Raw genomic sequence first — 23,947 nt, 5'->3', positions numbered from 1 at the left:
TGTCAGCTCTTATGTCTGATCATTTGCCTTTAGCTGGTCTGACCAATTGTACGCTTCTTGTTCAATTTCTTTAATGAGCTCATCTTTTCCTTTGATATAATTTGCCATATCTTCAGGATAGGTTTTTGCCAATTGACGCTTTTTATCTGCATAGGCTTTGGCACGATCAGGTGCAGCTTTTAAATAATCTCGGAACACCAAATGCCTTTTTACATCATCATGTCCGGCTTCATAGGCGTGAACGTGATGTGTTCGGTTCAAGCCGCCTTTTCTAAAAAAACGTCTTCCCTTGAGTCCATTTTCTCCGAGCGGTTCATATCCAAGCTGGCGAAACAGGTGGTTATACTCATCTAAGGTGCTGATATGCTTCACCTCTAGCAAGATATCAATAATTGGCTTAGCCGCCATTCCTATGACTGACGTACTGCCAATATGGTGGCCATATACCCAGTTGTCGCCAACTATCTTTTTCAGCTTGTTGTGCTCATCTTGAAATTGTTTTGGCCAGCTCGATTGGTATTCAATCACTTCCACCTTTCGAAGCATCAAACGTTCCATCTTTGTTAACATCAGATTGTTTTCCACCTGCAAACGGTCCTTCTGTTTAAACCCTAGTTTTTCATAAAGCTTGATTGCTGGTGTATTTGCCTCTGCTGTTGTGAGCTCGATTGTTTTTTGATGCTGGATAATGGATTGCAGGAGCGCTGTCCCGATTCCTTGATTGACATGATGTGGGTGCACAGCTAACCGGCTGAGGATGATCCGATCGTCATGCAGTTCATATGAAGCGATCCCTAACAAATGCCCCTCTTTTTCAAATCCTATGAAAATCTCATCTGTTTCTATTATGTCTTGAACCGTTTCTTTTAAGGGCGGTAAATCTTGATAGCCAATTTGTTCTGCCTCCCGCTGATATGCGGCTAATTGTATATGTAACAGCTCTTTTGCTATTTCTTTATTTTTTTGATCCAGTCTGATGATCATGCGTTCGCCTCCAGCCTTTTCACAAATAGTACCCGGTCTTCATGAATGCCGTCGTAATCTGAAAAAACTGAAATGCCATCCACTGTTTTATCTCCCTTTTCTATCTGAAAACCGAGCTTTGTATGGTAAGCAATCGAGACTTTATTCACAGGAGCTGTAACGGCCTTAATCGTTGTTCTTCCTTCCTTTTCAGCCGCTTCATAAAACGCTTGATAGAGAATTTTGCCAATCTTTAATTTCCGGTGGTCTGGATGTACCCCAACAAAGTGAATATACGCTTCATCTGAATGCGATTGCGATAAAAAACCGACTAAAAAGCCAATCAGTTCACCTTTTTCAACAACGACAAAACTTGTTTGCTGAAAATGTTCGAAAAATAGCTTTGGCAATTTCGCGCGTAAATCTCTGCCTCCCCACCAGCTTTGAATGACGGATGTGACCGCATAAAAATCTGACGGCTTTACTTGACGTATCATGATGGCCTCGCCCCTTTTTATTTTTAGCTGTACCGTTTCACAAAAATCAACTGTTTCAATAGTCTACCTGTCTGATCAATTGTTTGTAAAGGTGATGTATCAGCCTTTTTTCCCTTCAGCTTTGTTGGTTCTTCGTTCTTTCGCTGTCATCTCCTTTAAAATCTTCACACTTATTTCAAAAAGTTCACTTTTTGTGCGAAAGTTTTATTCTTTTGTTATGTTAAGATGGATCATATAGGAAATGGAACAAACGTTTATTGGAGATGATGATATTGGTTTGGATTGTTACTTCACTTGTTGTGTTTAGTCTTTTAAAGCTGCTTGTCACTTCGCTGCCTTCGGGTGTTGTTGAACGCCTTTTTAGTCGTTATGCGGTGCATGCAAAAGTAACAAGTGATCAAACAACGATGACGTTTCAAGGACGTCCACTCGATGATCAGCAAACATCCGAAATTATTCAACATTTTAATGATGCGATCTTTATTGAACGCTATTATATTTATCCTGGTGACGAAGAGCGTTTTCTTCATCCGCAGGAAGGGCCGGCGCCGCTTACCATGCAAACAAAGCTTGGCAAGCATGATGTAACCCTTTATCTGTATCATTACGATGACCACGTGGATGTGGTGCGGCAGTTTACCCATAAGCCTAAGAAAAAACTAACGGCCTATCGTTTGCGTTCTGAGCCGCTCCAAACATCCAACAACTTGGCACATGCTTAAAACGACTCATTTTCCCCAGATGAGACGAAGTGGAGACACTTCGTCTTTTTTGTATGGATTTACACTCTTCTCTTTGAATGATTTACCAGTATCAATTTCACCTTCGGGCGGTTAAAATGTATACAGAACATACGTTCTAAGAGGTGAAAATCATGAATGAACGAGCCATTCTGCTTGTGGATATGCAGTCGTTTTATGCGTCAGTCGAAAAAGTGGAGGCTCCCCATTTGAAGGATGTGCCGCTCATCGTCTCAGGAGATCCCGAGCGACGGAGCGGGGTCGTACTTGCGGCCTGCCCGCTCGCTAAAAAACGGGGCGTACAAAATGCATCAAGATTATGGGAAGCACAGGAGAAATGCCCTGAAGCCGTCGTCGTACGTCCACGTATGCAGCGCTACCTTGATGTCTCTGTCATGATGACAGAACTGCTTGAACAATACACGGATCTTGTCGAACCCTATTCAATTGATGAACAGTTTCTCGATATTACGGGAAGTGTGACACTACTCGGTTCGCCCCGCGAGATCGCTCAAAATATACAAACGACCATTATGAACCAGACAGGCATTTACGCACGTGTTGGCATTGGTCCTAATAAAGTGCTCGCTAAAATGGCCTGTGATCATTTTGCTAAAAAAAACAAATCTGGCATCTATGAACTTCGTGCAGACCGGGTTGCGGATGATTTATGGCCGCTTCCGATTGGAAAATTATTTGGTGTCGGCAAACGGATGGAGCATCATTTAAAACGAATGGGCATCAGTACCATCGGGACACTTGCTGCTTATCCGTTAGACCGGCTAAAAAAACGCTGGGGAATCAACGGGGAGCTTCTGCAGCGAACAGCTTTAGGACACGATCCCTCCCCGGTCACTCTTCACACACATGATCAGCAAAAAGCGGTTGGGCATCATATGACCCTTCCCCATGATTATGCGTCTTTTGAGGACATCAAAGTCGCCATTCTTGAATTGAGTGAAGAAGTGGCAAGACGTGCGCGCTTTAAGCATTATGTTGGACAAACGGTGGCTGTTGGCATAAGAGGCGCTGATTTTTCTCATCCGACTGGATTTCATAGACAAATCAAGCTCCATTCACCCACACAGTACGGGAGAGATATTGCAGACGCAGCCATTCAGCTATGCCAGCAGCACTGGGACGGCGAGCCCATTCGCAGTGTAGGCATTACTCTCTCGCAGCTGCAGCCTGACAGCCACTATCAGCTGAGTTTATTTGATCACCATTTCAAAAAAGACAGACTCAGCAAAGTATTTGATGCGATCCATATGAAGTATGGACCTGCTGCACTCTTGCACGCCTCGTCACTAACAAGCGCAGGGCAGGCGTATCACCGCGCCGAAAAAATTGGTGGACATTACAAATAACGGAGGCGAACAGCCATGAATCCCAATAAATTAACACCTGGATACAACATCATGTGGGAATCAAGCCGAATGATGCTCCCAGAGCACCGTGAACAGCTGCTTGCTCAAAAACGAAAGAAAAAAGAATACACGCCTCCTTCGCTGAGCACTGATCAGCTAGAGGAAATGAATTTTTTGATCACACAGTCGATTACAGAGGACCAAGCGATTTGCGTGACATATGCTGCAGCAGGTATGAAACAGCAGTTTTGGGGCTGGGTGAAAGCCATTCATTATGAAACCCGGCGCATAAAAATCGTCAATGATGAAGATGTTCTCCACCTGTCCTTGCAGCAAATTGTCGCGATTGATCTTGATTAAATTGTCTTTAAGTGACCATACGAATCAGAAGATCTAAAAGACATAGAAGCATCGGCAGAAAAAACATGCTCTCCAAATTTGCGAGCTATTCTGGCCTCCTCTGTCATATGGCGGATGTCTCCTCCATCAAATTGTGTATTTAATTTGCACAATTTTTCATGTATGATTGGAACATCTTAACACTCAGGGGAGAAACATCATGAAAAATAATTTACGTACTTTACATCCACTTAGTTGGACGATCATCATCGGCACCATATTCGGCCGAATGGCGACGTCCATGAGCATTCCTTTTTTGGCCGTTTATTTGACACAAGTCAAAGGGGCTTCAGCTTCTTCAGCTGGGTTAATCATTGCCGTCAGCTCCCTTATTGGGATCGTGGCGAGTTTTTACGGCGGCTATGTTTCTGACCGAATCGGCAGGAAAAAGGTCATGCTTCTATCCATCTTCGGCTGGACACTTGTCTTTGTTGGCTTTGCGTTTGCAGATGCCATTTGGGTCTTCTTTCTCATGAACGCTTTAAATGGACTGTGCCGGGCACTGTTTGAACCGACGTCTAAGGCACTCTTATCTGATGTCACCCCATCAAGTATTCGGTTGTTTGTTTTTAATTTACGGTATACGGCCATTAATATCGGGGTGATCTTCGGCCCGCTGCTTGGCTTATATCTAGGATCATCGAAAACAACATTTCCATTTCTTGTCGCTGCCTTCATTTATTTGTTATATGGATTAACACTGGCCTGGCAATTTCAGAAGCATCCAGTTGCTGCTCCAGAAAGTACGAAACAAATCAGCGTCAAAAAAGCCCTTTCCATTATCCAAAAAGATACGGTCTTTAGCATCATCCTCATCGGCGTTACCTTATGTTCGTTCGGGTATTCGCATTTAAGCTCAACGCTGCCTCAATACTTATCAGCGTCACCTATGATTGAGGATGGTCCTAAACTGTTTGGATATCTTTTATCTTTAAATGCAGTGGTTGTCATTGTCGTACAATATCCGCTCATCATGATTGCGAAGCGCTACTCCACCATTTTGTCGCTGACCACCGGGAATATTCTTCTTGCCGGCAGTTTGTTTGCCATTGCTTTTTCACAAAGTCTCGGCATGCTTGCTTTCATCATTGTCGTGTTTACGATTGGGGAGGTTCTGCTGTTTGCGATGATGGATCTTTTTGTAGACAATATTGCAAAGCCTGAAGTGAAGGGATCGTACTTTGGGGCGATGGGATTTTCTCAGCTCGGCAGTGTCATCGGACCATTTGTCGGCGGACTGTGCATTGACTATTTTGGCGCAGCCCATCCCCTCTCCATTTTTACGGTCTTGTCAATGATCACCATCGCAGGCGTTCCATTCTTACTCATTGGATATTACCGTCTAAAAAAGCGATCGGCAGCAGCCATAGCTGTTAAAGTAAGTGGAGATCATTAAAAAAACCGCTCTCTCGTTTGAGCGGTTTTTCATTTATACCCGGCGGATGGCGATCTCTTCCACCTTGTGCTGATCCCCTTTTTTCAAAATAAGATCAGCTCGATATTTTGTCGGTAAAATATTTTGATATAAATTAGGGCGGTTCACGGTATTCCAAATGGTGCTTGCCATTTGATCTGCCTCTTCATCCGTCAAATCTTTATATTGATGAAAGAAGGATTCAGGGTCTTGGAAGGCTGTTTCCCTTAGCAAACGAAATCGTTCTTTATACCATGATTGAATTTGCGCTTCAGCGGCGTCTACATAAATCGAAAAATCAAAGAAATCTGATACAAACACACGCGGTTCATCCTTCAAATCATCCAGCGCTGGTGATTGGAGTACATTGATTCCTTCAATAATGACAATATCCGCATCCTCTACTGTTTCATACACCCCTTCAAGCCGGTCATAGGTCAGATGCGAATATACCGGGGCACGCACAGTTTGTTTACCTGATTTTAATTCATTCAAAAAAGACAGCAGGGCTTTGACATCATAGCTTTCCGGGAAGCCTTTCTTTTCCATCAGCCCTCGATCCTTTAATTCTTTTTGAGGATATAAAAAGCCATCTGTTGTTACAAGACTTACCTTCAGCCCATCTCCAAGCCTCGATAAAAGCGTTTCAATGATACGAGCCGTTGTGCTTTTCCCGACAGCTACACTTCCAGCAATCCCAATTAAAAAAGGAATCTTGGCATGATGCGGGTAGTTTAAAAAGGCATTCACATGCTGGTTTTTTTGTTTTTCTGCAAAGACATGTAATGTCAGAAAACGAATAAGCGGTATGTAAATATCTCGAACTTCCTCAAGCGATAAATAGTCATTTAACCCTTGCAGCGCTCTCGCTTCTTCTTCAGAAACAGATACCGGCATATATTCTCCAAGAGCTGCCCAGGCCTCTCTCGTATGGCGCGTGTATAGCGTATTAAAATCTAGTCGCGTGTCACTCAAAGTCTTTCCCACCAATCTTCACTAAACTCGTAACCCAAAAAAGACGATAATCCGATTGTAGCTTAAAATGAAGGCGCTGTCTTTATTTTTCAACGAAAGTTTGCTTGTTTTGCGAAAAAAAGCATTAAAAAAAGGAATATGAGGGTAAATAAGAGTATTCAGTACGATAGATAGAAGGGAGCACACTAAATGAAATATGTGATGATTGGCGGAGACGCAGCAGGAATGAGCTGCGCTATGCAAATATATAGAGAGGATCCAGATGCATACATTGTTGCTTTTGAAAAAGGAGAGATTTTCTCATATGGACAGTGCGGACTCCCCTACTTGATCGGCGGTCTCATTGATGATCACAGAAAGCTGATCGCACGCAGTGCTGAAACCTTTCGTGAGAAATATGGAATTGACGCCAGATGCTTACACGAAGTGACCTCCATTGACCCAGAGCAGAAAACAGTGTCGGGTCATCATACGAAAACAAAGGAACCCTTTACAGAAAGCTACGACCGCCTCTTAATTGCGACAGGAGCAAGCCCTGTCACTCTGAATTTAGACAGCCAGCCATTAGAAGGCGTACACGTATTAAAAACCATCCCGCATGCGCTGTCCATTTTAGAACATTTAGAAAAGGACATCACACATGTCACGATCATTGGAGGTGGATATATCGGCCTTGAAATGGCTGAAAATTTAAAAGCGCTCGGAAAAAACGTACATATCATTCAGCGGGGAGCAGCACTCGGCCCGGGCTTTGACTCCGATATGGCAAAACACCTTAAAGAAGAGGCTGACGCCAAGGGCATTCACGTATCGCTCGGAGAAACGGTACAGCAATTAGAAGGCAAGTCACATGTCACAGCTGTTATCACAGACAAACAAACCATTCAAACAGATATGGTCATCATGGCCATCGGTGTCACTCCGCAAACCTCCTTTTTACATCATACCGGAATCAAGCGTCTTCAAAATGGCGCGATTGCAGTAAATCAATACATGCAAACCAATATAAAAGACATTTATGCTGCCGGTGATTGCGCAGCAACCTATCACCGCATCAAAAAATCACTGGATTATATTCCGCTCGGCACAACTGCGAATAAACAAGGGAGAATCGCAGGCTTTCATATGACAGGGACAAACCGGGCGTTTCAAGGCGTGACTGGAACAGCCGTCATGAAATTTATGGACGTGACAGCGGGACGAACAGGCTTATCAGAAAAAGAAGCAAAAGAGGCGGACATTCCTTTCTCCGTCATCACCATTGATAGTACAGATCACGCGAAGTATTACCCAGAAGCGCAGAAAATGAAAGTGAAACTGATTTACAGAAGCGATAACCATACCTTGCTTGGTGCCCAAATCATCGGCAGAAACGGTGTAGATAAACGGATCGATATCGTGGCGGCTGCCCTTTACCAAGAGCTGACCATAACAGATCTTGAAGATTTAGATATTAGCTATGCACCGCCTTTTAACAGTGTATGGGACCCGCTTCAGCAAGCGGCAAGACGGATATAGAAAGTGTCACAATGAAGCCTTACCTCAAAAAAAGAAACCAGTTCAAAACCGGTTTCTTTTTTGTTACTTTTTCATCATCGCTTTTCGTGCTGCTTTTTCAAATAAAAATGGGAATAACTGATACAATTTGCTGCCAGCGTTCATCCAGCCGGGCAGATTAATCTCTCTCTTTTTCGTCATCATGGCAGATACGACCTTCCCTGCCACCTTGTCCGCACTCAGCATCATAAAATCAACGTTCTTCACATATTCACCGCTGCGGTCAGCGATGGTAAAAAAGTCTGTAGCAATCGGTCCTGGGTTGACCGTCGTCACGTGAATGCCTGAGTCTGCCAGCTCCATTCTGAGGCTGTTTGAAAATCCAAGAACGGCATGCTTTGATGCGGAATAAATCGCTGATTTGGGAGTTGCAATCTTTCCTGCCTGGGATGCGATATTGATAATATGTCCCTGCCCTCTTTGTTTCATCTCAGGGATGACCTTTTTCGTGCAGGCGATTAAGCCAAACACATTCACCTCAAACATCGACACCATTTCCTCTATGGAGGCATCTTCGACGAGATCGAATACGCCAAAGCCGGCATTGTTGACCAAAATATCGACCGGCCCCACTTCTTCATACGCGCGATCAATGTCGTCAAGCTTGCTGACATCAAGCTGAGCGATGTGACACACCCCGCCTGCGCTCATAATTTTTTCTTTCACACCAGTAAGCTTTTCCACTCGTCTTGCTGAAATAATGACCTCTGCACCTTCTTCTGCTGCCAAGTACGCCATTTTTTCACCAATGCCCCCAGATGCGCCTGTAATCCAAATCCTTTTTCCTGTCAATCGCCCCATGCGTTTCACTCCTTAGTTTGCTCTGTAATAGACAATTCCGTCTTTTTGCACTTCTTCAATTTGCCCAGCCTCTAAGAGCACATCCAGCTGCCCGACTGTCTCTGACATCGTTAAAAACAAGGCCTCTTCATACATCACTGGAAATAGCTTGCGGCAAAGATGAAAGGCCGTCATTTCTTTTTGTTTAAGCAGCTGATACATCGTATTTGCCCGTTTCTCTTGTTTCTTAAATCTTTCTTCAATCAATTCATGGTGGGACGTGATGAGCTGACCGTGTCCTGGATAAATCGTCTTGATTGGCAGACGCAATAACCGATTGAGTGATGCTTTATATTGAAGCAGTGATTTTTGACGTTCCTCGCCCTCATACGGTGCTTCCATTAACGGATTTGAAGAAATGGTCGTCAAAAGCAGGTCGCCGCCAATAAAATTCCCCGTTCTTTCATCTAAAAAGGAAAGATGAGACTGTGCGTGTCCGGGTGTTTCCATCACAAAGAAGTGTTCATGCCCGCTTAAACGATCACCTTCTTTTATGATCTCATCTACATGTGAAGTACAAGAATATGTATAAGATTGCTTCACCATTTTTTCACACTCATTTTGCCGAAGCGGGACACCTAACTGCTGAAAAAAAGGAATCATAAAGTCCACTTGGCGCTGCTTAAACACTGGATCCTGACTAATATACGGCTCATTTAGCTGGTGTCCGATCACACGGACATGAGGTTTCATCAGATTTAACAGACCGACATGATCTGCATGATGATGGGTCAGCACCACTTGATCAATATCGTCTATCGATAAACGATGTTCCTTTAATTGCGTGACAAAGGCATGCTCCGCCTCTTCTGTCATCGGCCCGCAATCTACTAAGGTGACGGCCTCTCCTTTTAATACATATGCATGCACATCCCCAACGGCAAACGGCGTCGGGATGGATAATTGAATGATGTCTTCTTTCACTTTTATACGTCATCTCCTGCTTTTTGACTCATGATTGTGGGACTTAAGCCTTCTTACTTCATTGTATCTTGCAAAAGGCAGACTGTCATGCGGTTTAGCTGGGCAATTTTTTAAACTGCCCTATTGACATAAACTTGTCCATCGTTGCATAATGAACAACAAATATATGATGCGCGATGATAAGGATTAGTAAGCAAAATAACGATGCAAGAGAGTGAGGTCCGCCGGCTGAAAGACTTCACCATCCTCTTATTTGCTGAACCTGCCCTTTGAGCTGTTAGGCAAACCTAAACGTTTCCCGCGTTAAGGGACTAGAGCTGAGTATGCATGTTTGCATGCTAATTGAGGGTGGTACCGCGAAAAACCTTTCGTCCTTTTCAGGCGAGAGGTTTTTTTATTTTCTACAAGGAGGAGCAGCTTATGAGTAAAATTGGATTTATCGGTGCAGGCTCAATGGCAGAGTCTATGATCAAAGGTTTATTAAAAAGCGGCATGATGTCGAATGAAGATATCATTGTCACAAACAAAACGAATGAAAAACGATTAGAAGAATTACAGGTACGTTATGGGGTCAAAACGGATTTCGCTCGGTCCTTTATTTATGAAGAAGCGGATATTCTCGTTTTTGCCTTAAAACCGAAGGATGCAGAAAGCGGAATTTCTGAAGTCCGCCCTCATTTAAATGGACATCTGATCATTTCTATTTTAGCGGGTATTTCTATTGAAACGATTCAACACTATGCTGGCGGAAAGAGTGCAGTCGTTCGTGCGATGCCAAATACATCAGCGGCGATTCAGCAGTCAGCAACAGGTATTGCCGTAAGTCATGAAGTGACAGAGGAACAAAAGAAAAAAGCTGTCGAGCTGTTTGAAACAATCGGGCATGTCACAGTATTAGATGAATCGCAGCTAAATGCTGTGACAGCCATCGCAGGCAGCGGCCCTGCCTTCATTTATCATTTGATTGAAGGAATGGAGCGAGGTGCTTCAGAACTTGGAATGGACCAAGCAACTGCGAAATTACTCATTTGCCAAATGATTGCAGGCGCCGCCAATATGCTTCAAGACAGCGGAAAAGAGCCTGCCCAACTGCGCAAGGAAATCACAAGTGAAGGCGGAACAACAGAAGCCGGCCTGAACACACTGGCTGCCTATCAATTTGAAGAGGCCGTTGTCGATTGTGTAAAAACAGCCACTAAACGCGCAGCAGAATTAAACGAAATGTTTTCAGCAAGCACGTATAAATGAATTTGAAAAGCACCTGTTTTGATCCAGGTGCTTATTCACTGCCTCATTGACATGATGGATTTGATTTGATCCAGATGATGTTGTTCATGTAAAGCGATGGTTTCAGCTAATACTTGGACGGTCATCACTCCTTCTTCCGGATGCAGACCTGATTGTTCCCATATATCTTTTTCTAATAGCCGAAGCGTGTTGTCTCTTCTCTCTTTCATCCGTTTGATCAATGCTTTGATATCGTCAGCGTTATACCATTCATACGCTCTTTCTTTCACGTATATTTCAGGATCATACGATTGAAAGGGCGTGTGATGATCTGATATCGCCTGCTCTATCCGCTCGGACCAGACTTCTTCTGTGTCATACAAATGCCCGGCGAGCTGCTTAATTGACCACTTCCCCTCCCCTAAAGATTGATCCAGTGTGTAATCATCACAAGCCTTCACTATCTTCTCTAGTTCACTCATACTTTCCTGAAGTGATGTAACGATGTCTGTTTTTGTTAATTTCCCAGTTTCCATTTAATTCTCTCCCCCTTCAAATAAATGTAAGTCTTCTTTAATATCATTTTCTATTTATTAAATAGAAGCCCTATCATCAAGATAGAGCTCTTCATTACATCTACTTATTTTTTCTCTAATAAAGCATGAATCGTTGATTCTAGTAGTTCTGGCAAAATGCCAAAAGAGAACGGGACGTGCAGCCGTTCTGTCCATTTGTGCGGGTCCTTTCCTAGTGGACCTACGTTGATGACTGGTACGTAAAGGGCTTCCTTTTCTCCTTGCGGTAAAGAATAGCCTTTTTGGTAAAGCGGCATATTGGTTGTATAATGACCTACTTCCTGCTTTTCGAGCTGTAAGTAACTTAAATCAGACAATCCCGGGAAATATTTCACTTCCTCTACTTCAAGTCCATATACCTCTTTTGCCTCTTTTTGAATCTTCTTGAATGTCTTCTGAATATGCGCATCTTCTGTTGAGGACACCGAAGGGTAAAATGGCGGACTATAAAATAGAACAATCAGCGGTCCTTCTTCCTTACATAGCGTCGTCAGCTCCGAGACAATTTTCGTTGAAAAATCACGATCTCCAAGTTCACCTCGGTTGGCGGATGCATAGTTGACAATGCGCTCGACTTCCTGTTCACCAGAGCGTTCTGCGGCTTTTTGATACAGCTCGTGATACGTAAGAACCGTCACCTGAGTGTCAATTGGAGTAAAGTGTTTAAAGCGCTGAAAGTCCGCTGTTTTTTGCTGAAGATTGGCCTCGATTTGGTCTGCTGCTTGTTTCGCAGTTTCATAGAGAAGTCCGTGCAGTTCTTCACTTGAACGTTTCATCATGAGCACATTAAATAAAGATACGGCTGTGTGAGGTGTTTGAACGGAATAGGCTTCTTTCAAGTCCTTTTGCATTAAGTTCGTTGGAGGCGGCGTTACTTCACCATCTACTTCCTCACAATAATCACTATTGAGCTCTAACAGCCGGTTTAGTTCAGATACCATAAAATTCGCATTTAAGCCTGAGAAAGGCTCTCCTACATGTGTTTCAATCCCTTTACAGAAAAATCCGGCTAATACCTTTCCTATACTGCCTGTATACATATAATGTTGTTCATCCCCTGGATACTTTTCAAACATCGGCTCACTGTTTAAACACGCGGTATAGTCAAGATCATGTTTTTCTCTAAGCTCTTTTAATTTCGGCACAGCCTCAAGCATTCCTTGTGAATTCACTTCTTCATCAGGAACTGTGACGAGCAGGACATTTCCATCAAATGTTCCTGTCATCGCTCTTTCCAGCATAGAAAGCTGTACGGAGAGACCTGCTTTCATATCCATGGCCCCTCTTCCAAACAGCCAGTCGCCTGAAGCAAGGTCCTCTCTTGCCCTCATTGGAAGAAGCTCACTTTTTTGCGAAAAGGAAGCCATTAACTCTTCAGGCTTGCATGCCATGTTTTGAAATTCGCCATAATCTTCTGTATCGACTACATCAAAGTGACTAAGAAGCAGCACGGTACGCCGCAGCGTACTGCGCTTCACAAGTGCCGTTAAATAATACCGGCCATCTTTCATCGGATGCAAAGCCAAATGATCAGGGTTCTGCTCAAAATAAGGCCGCTCCCTTAGCAAATAATATAAATATTCCGCTAACGCGACTTCTCCTGTTGTACCTGATATGCTTTCATACTGCATAAGAGCTGTCAGGAGCTCCCTTAGTTCACTCTCAGTTTGCCATTTCATCCGTTCTCCCCCTTTGATGTTTCTATCTCTCCATTATACAAAAACGTGTATAAAAGCTATATTCTTTGAGCACCTTTTATGACGAAAGTTTGAATGGCTGTTATAATCGGCTATACAATTCCATGAGGAGGCGAAGGTATTTGGAAACAAAACTCTTTTCACCTTGGACATTAAAAGGTGTTACACTGAAAAACCGCATCGTGATGTCCCCGATGTGTATGTATTCATCCTATGACCGTGATGGGAAATTACAGCCTTTCCACTTCACACATTATATTTCCCGTGCACAAGGTCAGGCTGGTCTCATCATGGTGGAAGCAAGTGCTGTATCTCCTGAGGGAAGAATTAGTGATCAAGACCTCGGTATTTGGAGCGATGAGCACATCGAAGGATTCGCTTCATTAAACGAACAAATCAAAGCGTACGGAACGAAGACAGCCATCCAGCTAGCCCATGCAGGACGTAAGGCTGAACTTGATGGAGACATTCTTGCACCATCAAGCATCCCATTTGATGAAACATCTAAAACCCCTGTCGAGATGTCTGTTGTTCAAATCAAAGATACCGTTCAGGCGTTTCAGGATGCAGCTGTACGGGCAAAAAAAGCGGGTTTTGACATCATTGAAATTCATGGTGCACATGGCTATTTGATCAATGAATTTCTTTCACCGCTGGCGAACCACCGAACAGACGACTATGGCGGTTCACCAGAGAACCGTTATCGTTTCTTAAGAGAAGTCGTAGACGCAGTCAACGCCGTATGGGACGGACCTTTATTTGTCCGTGTGTCAGCTTCTGATTACACGACAAAAGGACTTGATATTGCAGATTATATTGGGATTGCCACTTGGCTCAAAGAGCAAGGTGTCGACTTAATTGATGTCAGCTCAGGTGCTGTCGTGCAGGCGAAAATCAACACATTCCCCGGCTACCAAGTAACATTCGCAGAGAAAATAAAAGAAGGTGCCGGCATTCAAACAGCAGCTGTCGGTCTGATTACATCTGGTGTACAGGCAGAGGAGATTTTACAAAATCAGCGTGCGGATTTGATCTTTATTGGCAGAGAATTTTTACGGGATCCATACTTCCCGAAAACAGCTGCTCAAGAGCTCCGTACATCCATCGAAAGCCCGCGTCAATATGATCGCGCTTGGTAAAAGCTCTTAGGAAAAAAGGTGTCTATTTTTCGAAATAGGCATCTTTTTTGTTTTTAAGAGAAACATATCTGCCTTTTGTGCCGTCTTTTAGCTAAAGAACCACTTAGAGGAGATGGAAGAATGAATTCGGCAATGATTGAAAAAATGTATCATATAGATGGACACCACTTTTATACAAAGCATCGTCAAGGCAAAAGGGAAGCCACGATTATCTTTGAAGCAGGCTACGGCATTTCTAGTGATACGTGGTCGAATATGGCACGTGATATTGACCCAGAGCTTGGGGTTTTCTTATACGACCGTTTAGGAAATGGAAAGAGCAGTGAGAGCGGTGAAGGAAGAACCTTGCATGACCTCGCTGATGATTTAGATGCACTGCTGAAAAAAGCCAATATTCAGCCGCCATTTCTTATTGTCGCTCACTCATTTGGCTCTCTTGTCAGCCGGCTATGGGCAAGCCGCAGAGGAGATGATGTCATCGGTATGGTGCTGTTAGACCCAGCAAGTGAGGAGCAAGAGCAGGTGATCCTGCCGCTTTTATCAAAGGAAGAACGCACTTCATATATGGCGCAGTTTACAGCAGAATGTACGCATGAGGACTTTCAGCAAATGCTAAGCACAATCAAAGAGGAGCAAACCCATTATGGAATGATGCCGCTTCTTGTCATTTCATCAGGTAAGAGCCGATTGTTTCACCCAGCTCATGAAGCTTGGCTCAGACTTCATAAACGCATGCTGTCTTTGTCATCCCAAAGCGGATGGATTCAGGCGCAAAACAGCTCGCACTATATTCATCATGATGAACCGCATATTGTGCAGCTTGCTATCTATGATGTATGGTGCGCAGCCAAACAACCTGTCTCCTATTATCAAACTGCTAATTAAAATAAAAAACTCCTTGACCCGTTATGAGTCAAGGAGTTTCTTTTATTTATGCCGTTGGAGCAGATTGACTTTTTTTAGAAAGCAGCTTTTCAATACTGACAAGCTGAACACATAATGTAAAGATGTCAATCGCTTGCTCTAGTTCTTCAAGAGCCGGGAATGTTGGTGCAATGCGAATGTTACGATCAAGCGGATCTTTTCCATATGGGTATGTTGCACCTGCACCTGTCATTGTGACACCTGCTTCTTTTGCTTTCTGCACAACAGCTTTTGCACAATGATCAAGTGTATTTAAACTAATGAAATATCCGCCATTTGGCTTGTGCCATTCAGCAATGTCTTTCCCGCCAAGTTTTTCGTCAAGAATGGAAAGAACGAGATCAAATTTTGGCTTAATGATCGCCGCATGCTTTTTCATATGTTCCTTCAAACCTTCTGGATTTTGGAAGAATCGAAGATGTCTTAGTTGATTAATTTTGTCTGGTCCGATCGTTTGAATCGATAATTGCTTTTGAGTGAAGCTTACATTGTCAGGGCTAGACGCCATCAGTGCAACACCTGAGCCTGGGAATGTAATTTTAGACGTAGACGCAAACATAAACACACGGTTCGGGTATCCTGCCTCTTCAATTGCTTGAAAAATATCTTTTAACGTATCAGGTGTATCCGTTAGATGGTGGACTGCATATGCATCATCCCAAAAAATGCGGAAGTCGTCTGCTTTTGTTTTCATTGAAGCTAGGCGGTCAACGACTTCATCTGAATACGTAATGCCGTCTGGATTGCTATATTTCGGTACACACCAAATGCCTTTAATCGCTTCATCTTCTGCGACCAATTTTTCTACCTGATCCATATCAGGTCCATCAGCCTTCATATCGACCGTGATCATCTCTATGTTAAATAGCTCACAAATGGCAAAATGACGGTCATACCCTGGGCTTGGTGCAAGGAATTTTACCTTTGGCAGCTCTCCCCAAGGTGTTTTGCTGTCACATACGCCGTGAGTCATCGCACGTGCAATGGTATCATGCATCATATTCAGGCTTGAATTACCGCCGATGATGATTTGTTCTGGCTTTAAATTGAGTACTTCTGCAAAAAATTTCTTCGTTTCAGGAAGGCCTGTCAAGCCGCCATAGTTTCGCACATCTGTGCCATCTTCAGCTGTCATTGCATCCTTTGATGTCACAACATCGAGCATGCCCATAGACAAATCGAGCTGTTTTGGTGAAGGCTTCCCTCTAGACATGTCTAAGTGCAAGTTTTTACTTTTGTAAGTTTCATACTCATTTTGTAGTGCCACATATAGGTCATTCAATTCTGCTTCACTTAATGCTGTAAAACCGCTCATCTTTGATTGTGCCTCCCGTATTCTTCATAGTTTAATTCGTCATTTGTTTTTTCTTCACCATTTTACCACTACCTGAAAAAGAGCGTCATCATAAATATCAAAAAAATCACACAACTTTTTTTGACGATTCATCCAATTTTTACAGGGTGCGTTCAATGGGGAAAGAAGAGAAATCATGTGCAGCTTCTGTCAGCGGGAATATATCGCGGGCTTCTTTCAACAGTTGTTTCAGTGCCTCTTCTCCTTGGTAACGTGCACTTATATGGGTCAAAATGAGCCTTTTTGCGCCTGCTTCCTGTGCTGTTTTCGCTGCTTGTTCTGTTGTACTGTGATAATAATTGTAGGCTAAATCTGCATCTTCTTTACCGAATGTTGCTTCATGAACTAACACATCCGCATTTTTGGCAAGCCTTGTTATATTCTCGCACAAACGGGTATCTCCTGAAAATGCAACGATTCTCCCTTTTTTAGGGGGTTCCAAATAATCGGTTCCATCAATGGTTCTTCCATCTTCGAGTGTCACGGTTTCCCCATTTTTCAACTTCTGATACAATGGTCCAGGTTTTACACCGATTTCTTTTAGGTCTTCGGCTTTTAATGAACCAGGCATATCTTTTTCCACAACCCGATAGCCGTAAGCTGGAATCCCGTGAGAGACTCTTCTTGCTTCTACTTGAAAGGTATCATCTTCAAACACGATCCCTTCATCTATTTCTATGATATGCAGCGGATATGTCAAATGCGTTTGTGTAGCTGAAAGTGCTGCGTTCACAAAGGCCTTAATGCCCTTTGGTCCATAGACCGTCAATTCCCCCTCCCCGCCTTGAAAGGATCTGCTGCCAAGGAGTCCCGGAAGGCCATATACATGATCACCGTGCATATGTGTGATAAATATTTTCTCGATCTTTCTCGGTTTAATCGTTGTATGTAAGATTTGGTGCTGCGTTGCTTCTCCGCAATCAAAAAGCCACACTGCATTTCTTTCTTCTAAAAGCTTTAGCGCTGTGCAAGTGACGTTTCTTGTTTTGGCAGGAATGCCTGCACCTGTTCCTAAAAAGAGCAGTTCCATTACTTTTCCTCCTAAAGCCGGTATACAATATCTTCATTCATATAGAATACATGAAGACAAGGTAAATGTGAATTCAGCGGAATTTTTGAAAAAAGTGAAACGAGAGCAGAAAAAGTCGAATCAAATGTTTGCTTTACGAACAATGAAGCTTTAAAATAAAGAAAATGTACATACATTCTCGGTTTTTACAACAATGCTACGAATAAAGTGAGGTACTTCTCGTGAATACAGAAACTAACAACCCTAAAGCAGTCATTGTCATTTTTGGCGCAACAGGAGACCTTGCCAAACGCAAGCTCTACCCTTCTATACATAGACTTTACCATAGCGGAAAGCTAGGTGATCAATTCGCTGTTGTCGGAGTTGGACGCCGTCCGTGGTCTCATGAGGACCTCAGAGCTGTGGTGAAGGAATCTGTTTCTTCTGATGATGCAGAAGCGAAAACAGAGGAATTCATTTCACATTTCTATTATCACGATTTTGACGTATCAAGCCCTGCTTCCTATCAATCGCTTAACACGCTTTTAACAGGCCTTGAAGATACGTACAGTATTCCAAATAACCGCATGTTCTATTTAGCTATGGCACCGGAATTCTTCGGAACGATTGCGAAGTTCCTAAAGAGTGAGGGCGTATCAGAAACAACCGGCTGGTCACGACTTGTCATTGAAAAGCCATTTGGGCATGATCTGCCAAGTGCCAAAACTTTAAATGAAGAAATTCGTGATGCATTCACAGAAGATCAAATTTATCGTATTGACCACTACCTTGGTAAACAAATGGTTCAAAACATTGAGGTCATCCGCTTTGCGAATGCCATCTTTGAACCGCTTTGGACAAACCGCTATATCTCAAACATTCAAATTACATCCAGTGAGTCATTAGGGGTTGAAGACCGGGCTCGATATTACGAAAATTCTGGTGCACTAAGAGATATGGTCCAAAACCATATGCTTCAAATGGTTGCCCTTTTAGCAATGGAGCCGCCAATTAAACTCAATACAGAGGAAATCCGCAGCGAAAAACGGAAAGTATTGCGCGCTCTTCGTCCTTTTTCTAAAGATGAGGTCGATCAATTCTTTGTCCGTGGACAGTATGATACTGGTACGATTGATGGCAGCGAGGTTCCTTCTTATCTGAAAGAGCAAAATGTTGACCCGAACTCAAACACAGAAACATTTGTGGCAGGGAAACTGCTGATTGATAACTTTAGATGGGCCGGGGTGCCATTTTACATTCGGACAGGAAAACGGTTAGAAAAGAAATCTACTCAAATCGTAGTTCAATTTAAAGACATTCCAATGAACCTGTACTATGGAAACGGGAATGCCATGCATCCAAACTTACTTGTCATTCACATTCAGCCAGATGAAGGCATCACCCTTCACCTGAATGCTCGCAAGCTGGATGGCGGAACGTATGCGAAACCGATTAAGCTCGACTACCAAACAAACTATAACGACATCATGAATACACCCGAAGCATATGAAAAGCTGATTCATGACTGCTTGCTAGGTGATGCGACAAACTTTGCTCACTGGGACGAGGTGGCACTTTCTTGGAACTTCGTTGATCCGATTTCTGAGAAATGGGCAGAAAGCAAAACATTAAAACCAAACTATCCTGCTGGTTCTATGGGACCGAAAGAAGCTGATGAGCTTCTAGAAAAAGATGGATACCATTGGTGGAATATATAAAATCATATGAAAAAAGAGCAGTCTCCCTTGGGGGTTCTGCTCTTTTTTTAACGTCCTGTTTTCGTGATTTCAACCGTTGAAAAGTCAAATTTATCATAGCGGTGATGACTAAATGAGTATTCAAACGGCCGCCCGGTGTTTAAATAAGCAACCTGCTCGACTTCAAGCACGGGATCCGTTGGGTCACAGCCCAAATACTGCTGATCCAGCTGATCTGATTTAGCCGCTCTGATTTTCTTGTGCGCTCCTGCTACTTTTAAATGAAGATCATTTGAAATGTAGCTATAGATAGAACCAAGTAGAACCTCTTCATCTATGCCCTTAATGAGATTGACAGGCATAAACGTTTTTTCTAATACATAAGGCTCTTCATCCACTAGACGGAGCCGGATGATATCATAAACAGGTGTGGTTGAGTCAATAGATAGATGGGCTGCCACCTCTTCGCTTGGAAAATGGACATCAAAGTGAATGATTTGAGTCGTGACGTTTTTATCCGCCATGACTTTTGTGAACCCTTTATTTTCATGGCCTGAGACATTGATGGCCCCTTGATTGAGCGCTGCCTTTACAATAAATGTACCGTGGCCTCTTTTTCTAAAGAGCAGACCTTCTGCAACGAGAAGATCAAGCGCACGCTTCATCGTCATTCTGCTGCATTGAAATTCAGCGGCAAGCGAGTTTTCATCTGGAATGGGTTGATCTTCTGGATAATATGCTGTTCCTATTCGTTTTCTGATTTCTTCTGAAATGAGTTCGTACTTCTTCATCTCACACCACCAACTGACTTGTTTTTTCATAGCGCCTTATTTCTAGAAGGAATATGGCGTTTTTGTAGCCTTCCTCTCATTCTACACTAAGGGATGTGAGCTTAAAAGGTGCCAGCCATTTTTGTTTCATCCACTTACCGTCACATAAGAAAAATACTTGCCCTTTTCAAGGAAAGAGCAAGTATTTTGATTAAAAACCGTTATTCTTTGAAACTGATTGAAACCAGTATCCACTCTTCTTAATCGTTCGTTTCCCGTCTTTTTGAAGATCAACTGAGACAAATCCATAACGATTTTTATATGCATTCGACCAGGACCAGTTGTCCATAAATGTCCACAGATGATAACCTTTCACATTGCTTCCTTCTTGAATGGCTTGATGCACCCATTTGAGATGCTCAGATATAAAGTCAATGCGGTAATCGTCATGAATCATTCCTTCTTCATCCTTAAACCGCTCCTCTCCTTCGACACCCATTCCATTTTCAGAAATAAAGCATTCGATATTATTATAGTCTGTCTGGACTTTTTTCAATATATCGTAAATGCCCTTTTCATAGATTTCCCAGCCTCGATACACATTCATTTTTCTTCCCGGCATCTCAAAAGAATCAAAGTAATGGTTCGGCATAAATGGTGCTTGAGGATGCGGCATATACTCTTTCGCTTTCACTCTTCTTGGTTGATAATAGTTGATGCCAAGAAGATCAATCGTATTCTCTTGAATCAGCTCAAGGTCCCCTTCTTCCATACTTGGCATAAAGCCTTCTTTCTTTAAGACTTCTACTAGTTTTTCCGGGAAATGTCCTTTCACCGCAGGATCTAAGAAGGAACGGTTAAAGAAAGCATCGGCCATCTCAGCTGCTTCTACATCGCGCGGATTCTGGCTTCGCGGATACGAAGGGGTCAGGTTTAAGATGATGCCAATCTTACCGTCTTGCTGCATCTCTTTATAAGCCGCAATCGCCTTCGCATTTGATAAAAGTTCATGAAAACCGACTTGCACAGCCTTTTGGAAATCGACTTCGTTTGGATAATGAAAGCTATACATATATCCACCTTCTACGGGAACAATCGGTTCGTTATGGGTAAACCATTTTTTCACCCGGTCGCCAAATAATTGGAAGCATAATGTCGCATAGCTGACATAATCGTCGACCACCTGTCTGTTCACCCAGCCGCCTTTCTCCTGCAGCGCCATTGGCATATCGAAATGATATAGGTTCACAAACGGCTCGATATCATGTGCAATCAGTTCGTTGATTACATCATTATAAAAGGACACAGCTTCTTCATTGACGGCACCTGTTCCTTCAGGTAAAAGACGTGACCATGAAATCGACAACCGAAATGAATTGTGGCCAATTTCTTTCATTAGACGGATATCTTCTTTATATTTTCGATAAAATTGAGATGTCACGTTCGGCCCTACGCCATCAAAAAAACGAGTCGGCTCTTGTTCAAACCAATGATCCCAAATGTTCGGTCCCTTTCCATCTCCGGGGACACTCCCTTCTGTTTGCGTCGCCGAAGCAGAAGATCCCCACCAGAAACCTTCTGGGAATGTATATGATTGCTTGTTAGTTTCCATCGACATGTATTGAGTCTCCTTCACCTTTGATGTTTGCTGCCTTCGTATTTTCTGTTGTCGTTATTTTTTCATTTTTCACATTCATCCGGTCAATAAATTTCAGGAACGGGAACCAAATGACAAACACAATCATCAGGTTAAACAACTGAAGCAGACCGCCAGCTAGTGAATTAGTCGCCATCATTCCGCTAATAAAGATCGGTACTGTCCACGGGATATTCACGCCTGTAGGCGGCGGAACAATGCCTGATGCCATCGCAAAATAAGTAATACATGTAATGACCATTGGCGCCAAAATCCACGGAATCAGAATAAGCGGATTCATAACAATTGGTAAACCGAAGATAATCGGTTCATTGACGTTAAATAATCCTGGTCCTAAGCCGAGCTTGGCTACTTGTTTTAATTGCTTACTTTTCAGGAAAATTAAAATGGTAAATACAACAGCAAGCGTCATACCGGTTCCACCCATTCCAACCGTATAGATTTCAATAAACTGCTTGCTGATGATATTAGGAACCTCACCTGTTTTTGTATAGCTCTCTAGGTTTTGAATGGATAATGTATTCCAAATCGGATCCATGACAGAGTTGATAATAATTTGGCCGTGGAGCCCAAAGAACCAAAGAATTTGTATAAAGAAAACAGCGATCAACGTCGGAATGATACCGCTTCCAAGACCGACAAGCGGCGCCTGAATTGCATGATAAATCAGATCATGCATATTTGTTTTGAAGCCTTGTGTAATGATGATATTAATTAATAAAAAGGTTGTAAGTGTCAAAGTAGCCGGGATCAGTGCAGCAAAAGACTTGGAAACAGCTGGCGGAACCCCTTGCGGCATATTGATCACAAATTTCTTCTGGACAAAATAACGATAAATTTCAGCAGATAAAAAGCCTGTGATCATTCCTAGGAACATCCCCTTTGCACCTAAACGATCGACTGGGATGACGCCTGCAATCGTTGCACCGCCTTCTTGTTCTAGTAAAAACGGAGTTAGAAGCAAGAAAGAGGCTAAAGCAATCACGCCGCCAAAGACAGCTTCTACATCATAGCTTTTTGATAAATAGTAGCCGATCCCAAATACAACAAACACACTCATAATGCTGATGGTCGCACTCGGTGCGATATTCAGTGCAGACTGGACGCCTTCCAGTACGGTTTTACTCATGATTTTATCTAAAAATGGCAAATTCATCAGCACAACCATAATGGAACCAAAGATGGTGAGCGGGAACGCAAGCATAAAGGCATCCCGTAATACGCCTAAATAGCGGTTGTTGTTCAATCTCCCAGCAATCGGAACCAAAATGGCACTTATTTTATCAAACATTGGTTTCCCCCCTTGTTTACACCCTTTATTGTTTCAGCGATTGGAATATCGGCAGGAGCTCTCCCACAAGCTCCTTGATGGTAATGGTCGACATTAAGTGATCTTCGGCGTGCATGAGCAGTAAGGAAAAGGATGTTGTTTCTCCTCCTGCCTCCTTCTGTACGAGTTGAAAATGGATGTCATGTGCATGCCGTAAATCTTCTTCCGCTTCTTTCATGAGACCAAAAGCCTGTTCTTCTAGACCTTCTCGATATTGTTTCAGAGCCTCGAGCAATTTGCTGCGTGCATTCCCACTGTGTAAGATCAATTGAAAGCTGACCTGTTCCTCCGTGAGCCCTTCGAGTGTTTTCTTTTCCATCCTTTAAGATTCCCCCATCAGTGTAAGTGCCTGTTCATACGCTTTTTGTCCATCAGCAAGCCCGTACGCCTGCATATCAATGACTTCTACCTCAATTCCGTATTTTTTTGCTTCTTTTTGCAGGTCTCCTTTTAAAAAGCTCATTTGCGGTCCGATTAACACAACATCCGCATTCGCCATTTCTTTTCTCGCTTGATCTTGCCCAACTGCCCAAATTTCTGCTTCGTCCCCAATTGAATCGGCATGTGCTTTCATCTTTGTCACTAGTAAACTCGTAGACATTCCTGAACTGCATGCTAATAAAATACGTTTCATTTCTCTCACCCCATTGTTGTAATAAAAGCGCTTCCAATTAATATTATATATTTTTATTTTTAAATGTCTAGACATTTAGTTTTATTTGTCTGTATTTAATATAAAAAAAGAGCGTATTTTACGCTCTTTCAGATTGTTGACAAAGGGCTAAAATGCTTGATTTTAGCCCTTTGTCTTCTTTTCAGCGTGATAGAAAACCTTTGAAGTCTAGGAAGGACGAGCACTGGAGCGGAGCGAATTTGACATTCGTGAGCACCG

At 42.9% G+C, this 23,947-nt stretch carries 23 protein-coding genes and 1 other annotated feature; of the genes, 9 read left to right on the top strand and 14 right to left on the bottom strand.

What is annotated here, in order from left to right:
• Positions 1-9: 9 nt before the first annotated feature.
• Positions 10-984, bottom strand: coding sequence for a GNAT family N-acetyltransferase (locus AWT60_RS14830; protein WP_041109692.1), 975 nt, complete (start codon positions 982-984; stop codon positions 10-12).
• Positions 981-1,460 (bottom strand): GNAT family N-acetyltransferase, encoded by a 480-nt coding sequence (locus AWT60_RS14825; protein ID WP_041109694.1) that lies wholly within the window; start codon positions 1,458-1,460, stop codon positions 981-983. Before AWT60_RS14825 ends, AWT60_RS14830 begins: the two co-directional genes overlap by 4 nt.
• A gap of 272 nt (positions 1,461-1,732) precedes the next feature.
• Here AWT60_RS14825 and AWT60_RS14820 point away from each other — a divergent pair, with 272 nt between their 5' ends.
• The 4 genes from AWT60_RS14820 (at position 1,733) to AWT60_RS14805 (ending at position 5,362) form a co-directional block, all read left to right on the top strand.
• Positions 1,733-2,182 (top strand): YfmQ family protein, encoded by a 450-nt coding sequence (locus AWT60_RS14820; protein ID WP_024422888.1) that lies wholly within the window; start codon positions 1,733-1,735, stop codon positions 2,180-2,182.
• Between the two features lie 152 nt (positions 2,183-2,334).
• Complete coding sequence (locus AWT60_RS14815; protein WP_041109696.1) at positions 2,335-3,567, top strand: DNA polymerase IV; 1,233 nt, start codon at positions 2,335-2,337, stop codon at positions 3,565-3,567.
• Between the two features lie 15 nt (positions 3,568-3,582).
• The gene (locus AWT60_RS14810) at positions 3,583-3,927 is read left to right on the top strand and encodes a YolD-like family protein (RefSeq protein WP_041109698.1); all 345 of its coding nucleotides are present in this window, start codon (positions 3,583-3,585) and stop codon (positions 3,925-3,927) included.
• 199 nt (positions 3,928-4,126) lie between these two features.
• The gene (locus AWT60_RS14805) at positions 4,127-5,362 is read left to right on the top strand and encodes an MDR family MFS transporter (RefSeq protein WP_024428045.1); all 1,236 of its coding nucleotides are present in this window, start codon (positions 4,127-4,129) and stop codon (positions 5,360-5,362) included.
• A 33-nt stretch (positions 5,363-5,395) separates the two neighbouring features.
• Here the strand turns inward: AWT60_RS14805 and coaA are convergent, their stop codons facing one another.
• On the bottom strand, positions 5,396-6,355 hold the full coding sequence (gene coaA, locus AWT60_RS14800; RefSeq protein WP_218677419.1) for a type I pantothenate kinase: 960 nt from the start codon (positions 6,353-6,355) through the stop codon (positions 5,396-5,398).
• Positions 6,356-6,544: 189 nt separating this feature from the next.
• Between coaA and AWT60_RS14795 the strand changes: the two genes are divergently transcribed.
• Positions 6,545-7,873, top strand: coding sequence for a CoA-disulfide reductase (locus AWT60_RS14795; RefSeq protein WP_218677418.1), 1,329 nt, complete (start codon positions 6,545-6,547; stop codon positions 7,871-7,873).
• A gap of 63 nt (positions 7,874-7,936) precedes the next feature.
• Here the strand turns inward: AWT60_RS14795 and AWT60_RS14790 are convergent, their stop codons facing one another.
• Together AWT60_RS14790 and AWT60_RS14785 are read right to left on the bottom strand one after the other, a co-directional pair.
• Complete coding sequence (locus tag AWT60_RS14790) at positions 7,937-8,713, bottom strand: SDR family NAD(P)-dependent oxidoreductase (RefSeq protein ID WP_076840994.1); 777 nt, start codon at positions 8,711-8,713, stop codon at positions 7,937-7,939.
• Positions 8,714-8,725: 12 nt separating this feature from the next.
• On the bottom strand, positions 8,726-9,676 hold the full coding sequence (locus AWT60_RS14785) for an MBL fold metallo-hydrolase (protein WP_218677417.1): 951 nt from the start codon (positions 9,674-9,676) through the stop codon (positions 8,726-8,728).
• A gap of 167 nt (positions 9,677-9,843) precedes the next feature.
• Positions 9,844-10,055: a binding site (T-box leader), on the top strand.
• Between the two features lie 41 nt (positions 10,056-10,096).
• On the opposite strand from AWT60_RS14785, the gene proC reads away from it, so the two are divergent.
• A complete protein-coding gene (gene proC / locus AWT60_RS14780) occupies positions 10,097-10,924 on the top strand; it encodes a pyrroline-5-carboxylate reductase (protein ID WP_218677416.1) in 828 nt (275 codons plus the stop codon).
• 35 nt (positions 10,925-10,959) lie between these two features.
• Here proC and AWT60_RS14775 read toward each other — a convergent pair whose 3' ends face one another.
• The gene (locus tag AWT60_RS14775; RefSeq protein WP_076840991.1) at positions 10,960-11,439 is read right to left on the bottom strand and encodes a DinB family protein; all 480 of its coding nucleotides are present in this window, start codon (positions 11,437-11,439) and stop codon (positions 10,960-10,962) included.
• A gap of 104 nt (positions 11,440-11,543) precedes the next feature.
• Positions 11,544-13,157 carry a M20/M25/M40 family metallo-hydrolase gene (locus tag AWT60_RS14770; protein ID WP_218677415.1) on the bottom strand — a complete coding sequence of 538 codons (1,614 nt, stop codon included), beginning with the start codon at positions 13,155-13,157 and terminating at the stop codon, positions 11,544-11,546.
• Positions 13,158-13,297: 140 nt separating this feature from the next.
• Between AWT60_RS14770 and namA the strand changes: the two genes are divergently transcribed.
• Positions 13,298-14,314: an NADPH dehydrogenase NamA gene (gene namA / locus AWT60_RS14765; protein WP_218677414.1), complete on the top strand. Its 1,017-nt coding sequence runs from the start codon at positions 13,298-13,300 to the stop codon at positions 14,312-14,314.
• Positions 14,315-14,434: 120 nt separating this feature from the next.
• Entirely contained in the window at positions 14,435-15,199 is a 765-nt protein-coding gene (locus tag AWT60_RS14760) for an alpha/beta fold hydrolase (RefSeq protein ID WP_218677413.1), read from the top strand.
• A 46-nt stretch (positions 15,200-15,245) separates the two neighbouring features.
• Here AWT60_RS14760 and AWT60_RS14755 read toward each other — a convergent pair whose 3' ends face one another.
• Positions 15,246-16,553: an aspartate aminotransferase type Ic gene (locus tag AWT60_RS14755; RefSeq protein WP_076840989.1), complete on the bottom strand. Its 1,308-nt coding sequence runs from the start codon at positions 16,551-16,553 to the stop codon at positions 15,246-15,248.
• A gap of 139 nt (positions 16,554-16,692) precedes the next feature.
• Entirely contained in the window at positions 16,693-17,622 is a 930-nt protein-coding gene (rnz, locus tag AWT60_RS14750) for a ribonuclease Z (RefSeq protein WP_218677412.1), read from the bottom strand.
• Between the two features lie 221 nt (positions 17,623-17,843).
• Here rnz and zwf point away from each other — a divergent pair, with 221 nt between their 5' ends.
• A complete protein-coding gene (gene zwf / locus AWT60_RS14745) occupies positions 17,844-19,319 on the top strand; it encodes a glucose-6-phosphate dehydrogenase (RefSeq protein WP_024428033.1) in 1,476 nt (491 codons plus the stop codon).
• 47 nt (positions 19,320-19,366) lie between these two features.
• On the opposite strand, the gene AWT60_RS14740 is transcribed toward zwf, so the two are convergent.
• From AWT60_RS14740 to AWT60_RS14720, 5 genes are all read right to left on the bottom strand, one after another.
• Positions 19,367-20,089, bottom strand: a complete 723-nt coding sequence (locus AWT60_RS14740) for a GntR family transcriptional regulator (protein ID WP_075611607.1) — start codon at positions 20,087-20,089, stop codon at positions 19,367-19,369.
• 190 nt (positions 20,090-20,279) lie between these two features.
• The gene (locus tag AWT60_RS14735) at positions 20,280-21,686 is read right to left on the bottom strand and encodes a glycoside hydrolase family 1 protein (protein ID WP_218677411.1); all 1,407 of its coding nucleotides are present in this window, start codon (positions 21,684-21,686) and stop codon (positions 20,280-20,282) included.
• Positions 21,670-23,016 (bottom strand): PTS cellobiose transporter subunit IIC, encoded by a 1,347-nt coding sequence (gene celB, locus AWT60_RS14730; RefSeq protein ID WP_039179764.1) that lies wholly within the window; start codon positions 23,014-23,016, stop codon positions 21,670-21,672. The genes AWT60_RS14735 and celB overlap by 17 nt, the downstream gene beginning before the upstream one ends.
• Positions 23,017-23,041: 25 nt before the next feature.
• Positions 23,042-23,374 (bottom strand): PTS sugar transporter subunit IIA, encoded by a 333-nt coding sequence (locus tag AWT60_RS14725; protein ID WP_041086062.1) that lies wholly within the window; start codon positions 23,372-23,374, stop codon positions 23,042-23,044.
• Positions 23,375-23,377: 3 nt separating this feature from the next.
• A complete protein-coding gene (locus AWT60_RS14720; RefSeq protein WP_041086064.1) occupies positions 23,378-23,689 on the bottom strand; it encodes a PTS sugar transporter subunit IIB in 312 nt (103 codons plus the stop codon).
• Positions 23,690-23,947: the final 258 nt, after the last annotated feature.

The organism is Bacillus sp. F2HM (assembly GCF_019266135.1).
In the GTDB taxonomy this organism is placed as follows: domain Bacteria; phylum Bacillota; class Bacilli; order Bacillales; family Bacillaceae; genus Bacillus; species Bacillus safensis.
Note: the sequence above shows the minus strand (reverse complement) of the source record. Positions and strands in the feature narration are given on the sequence as shown.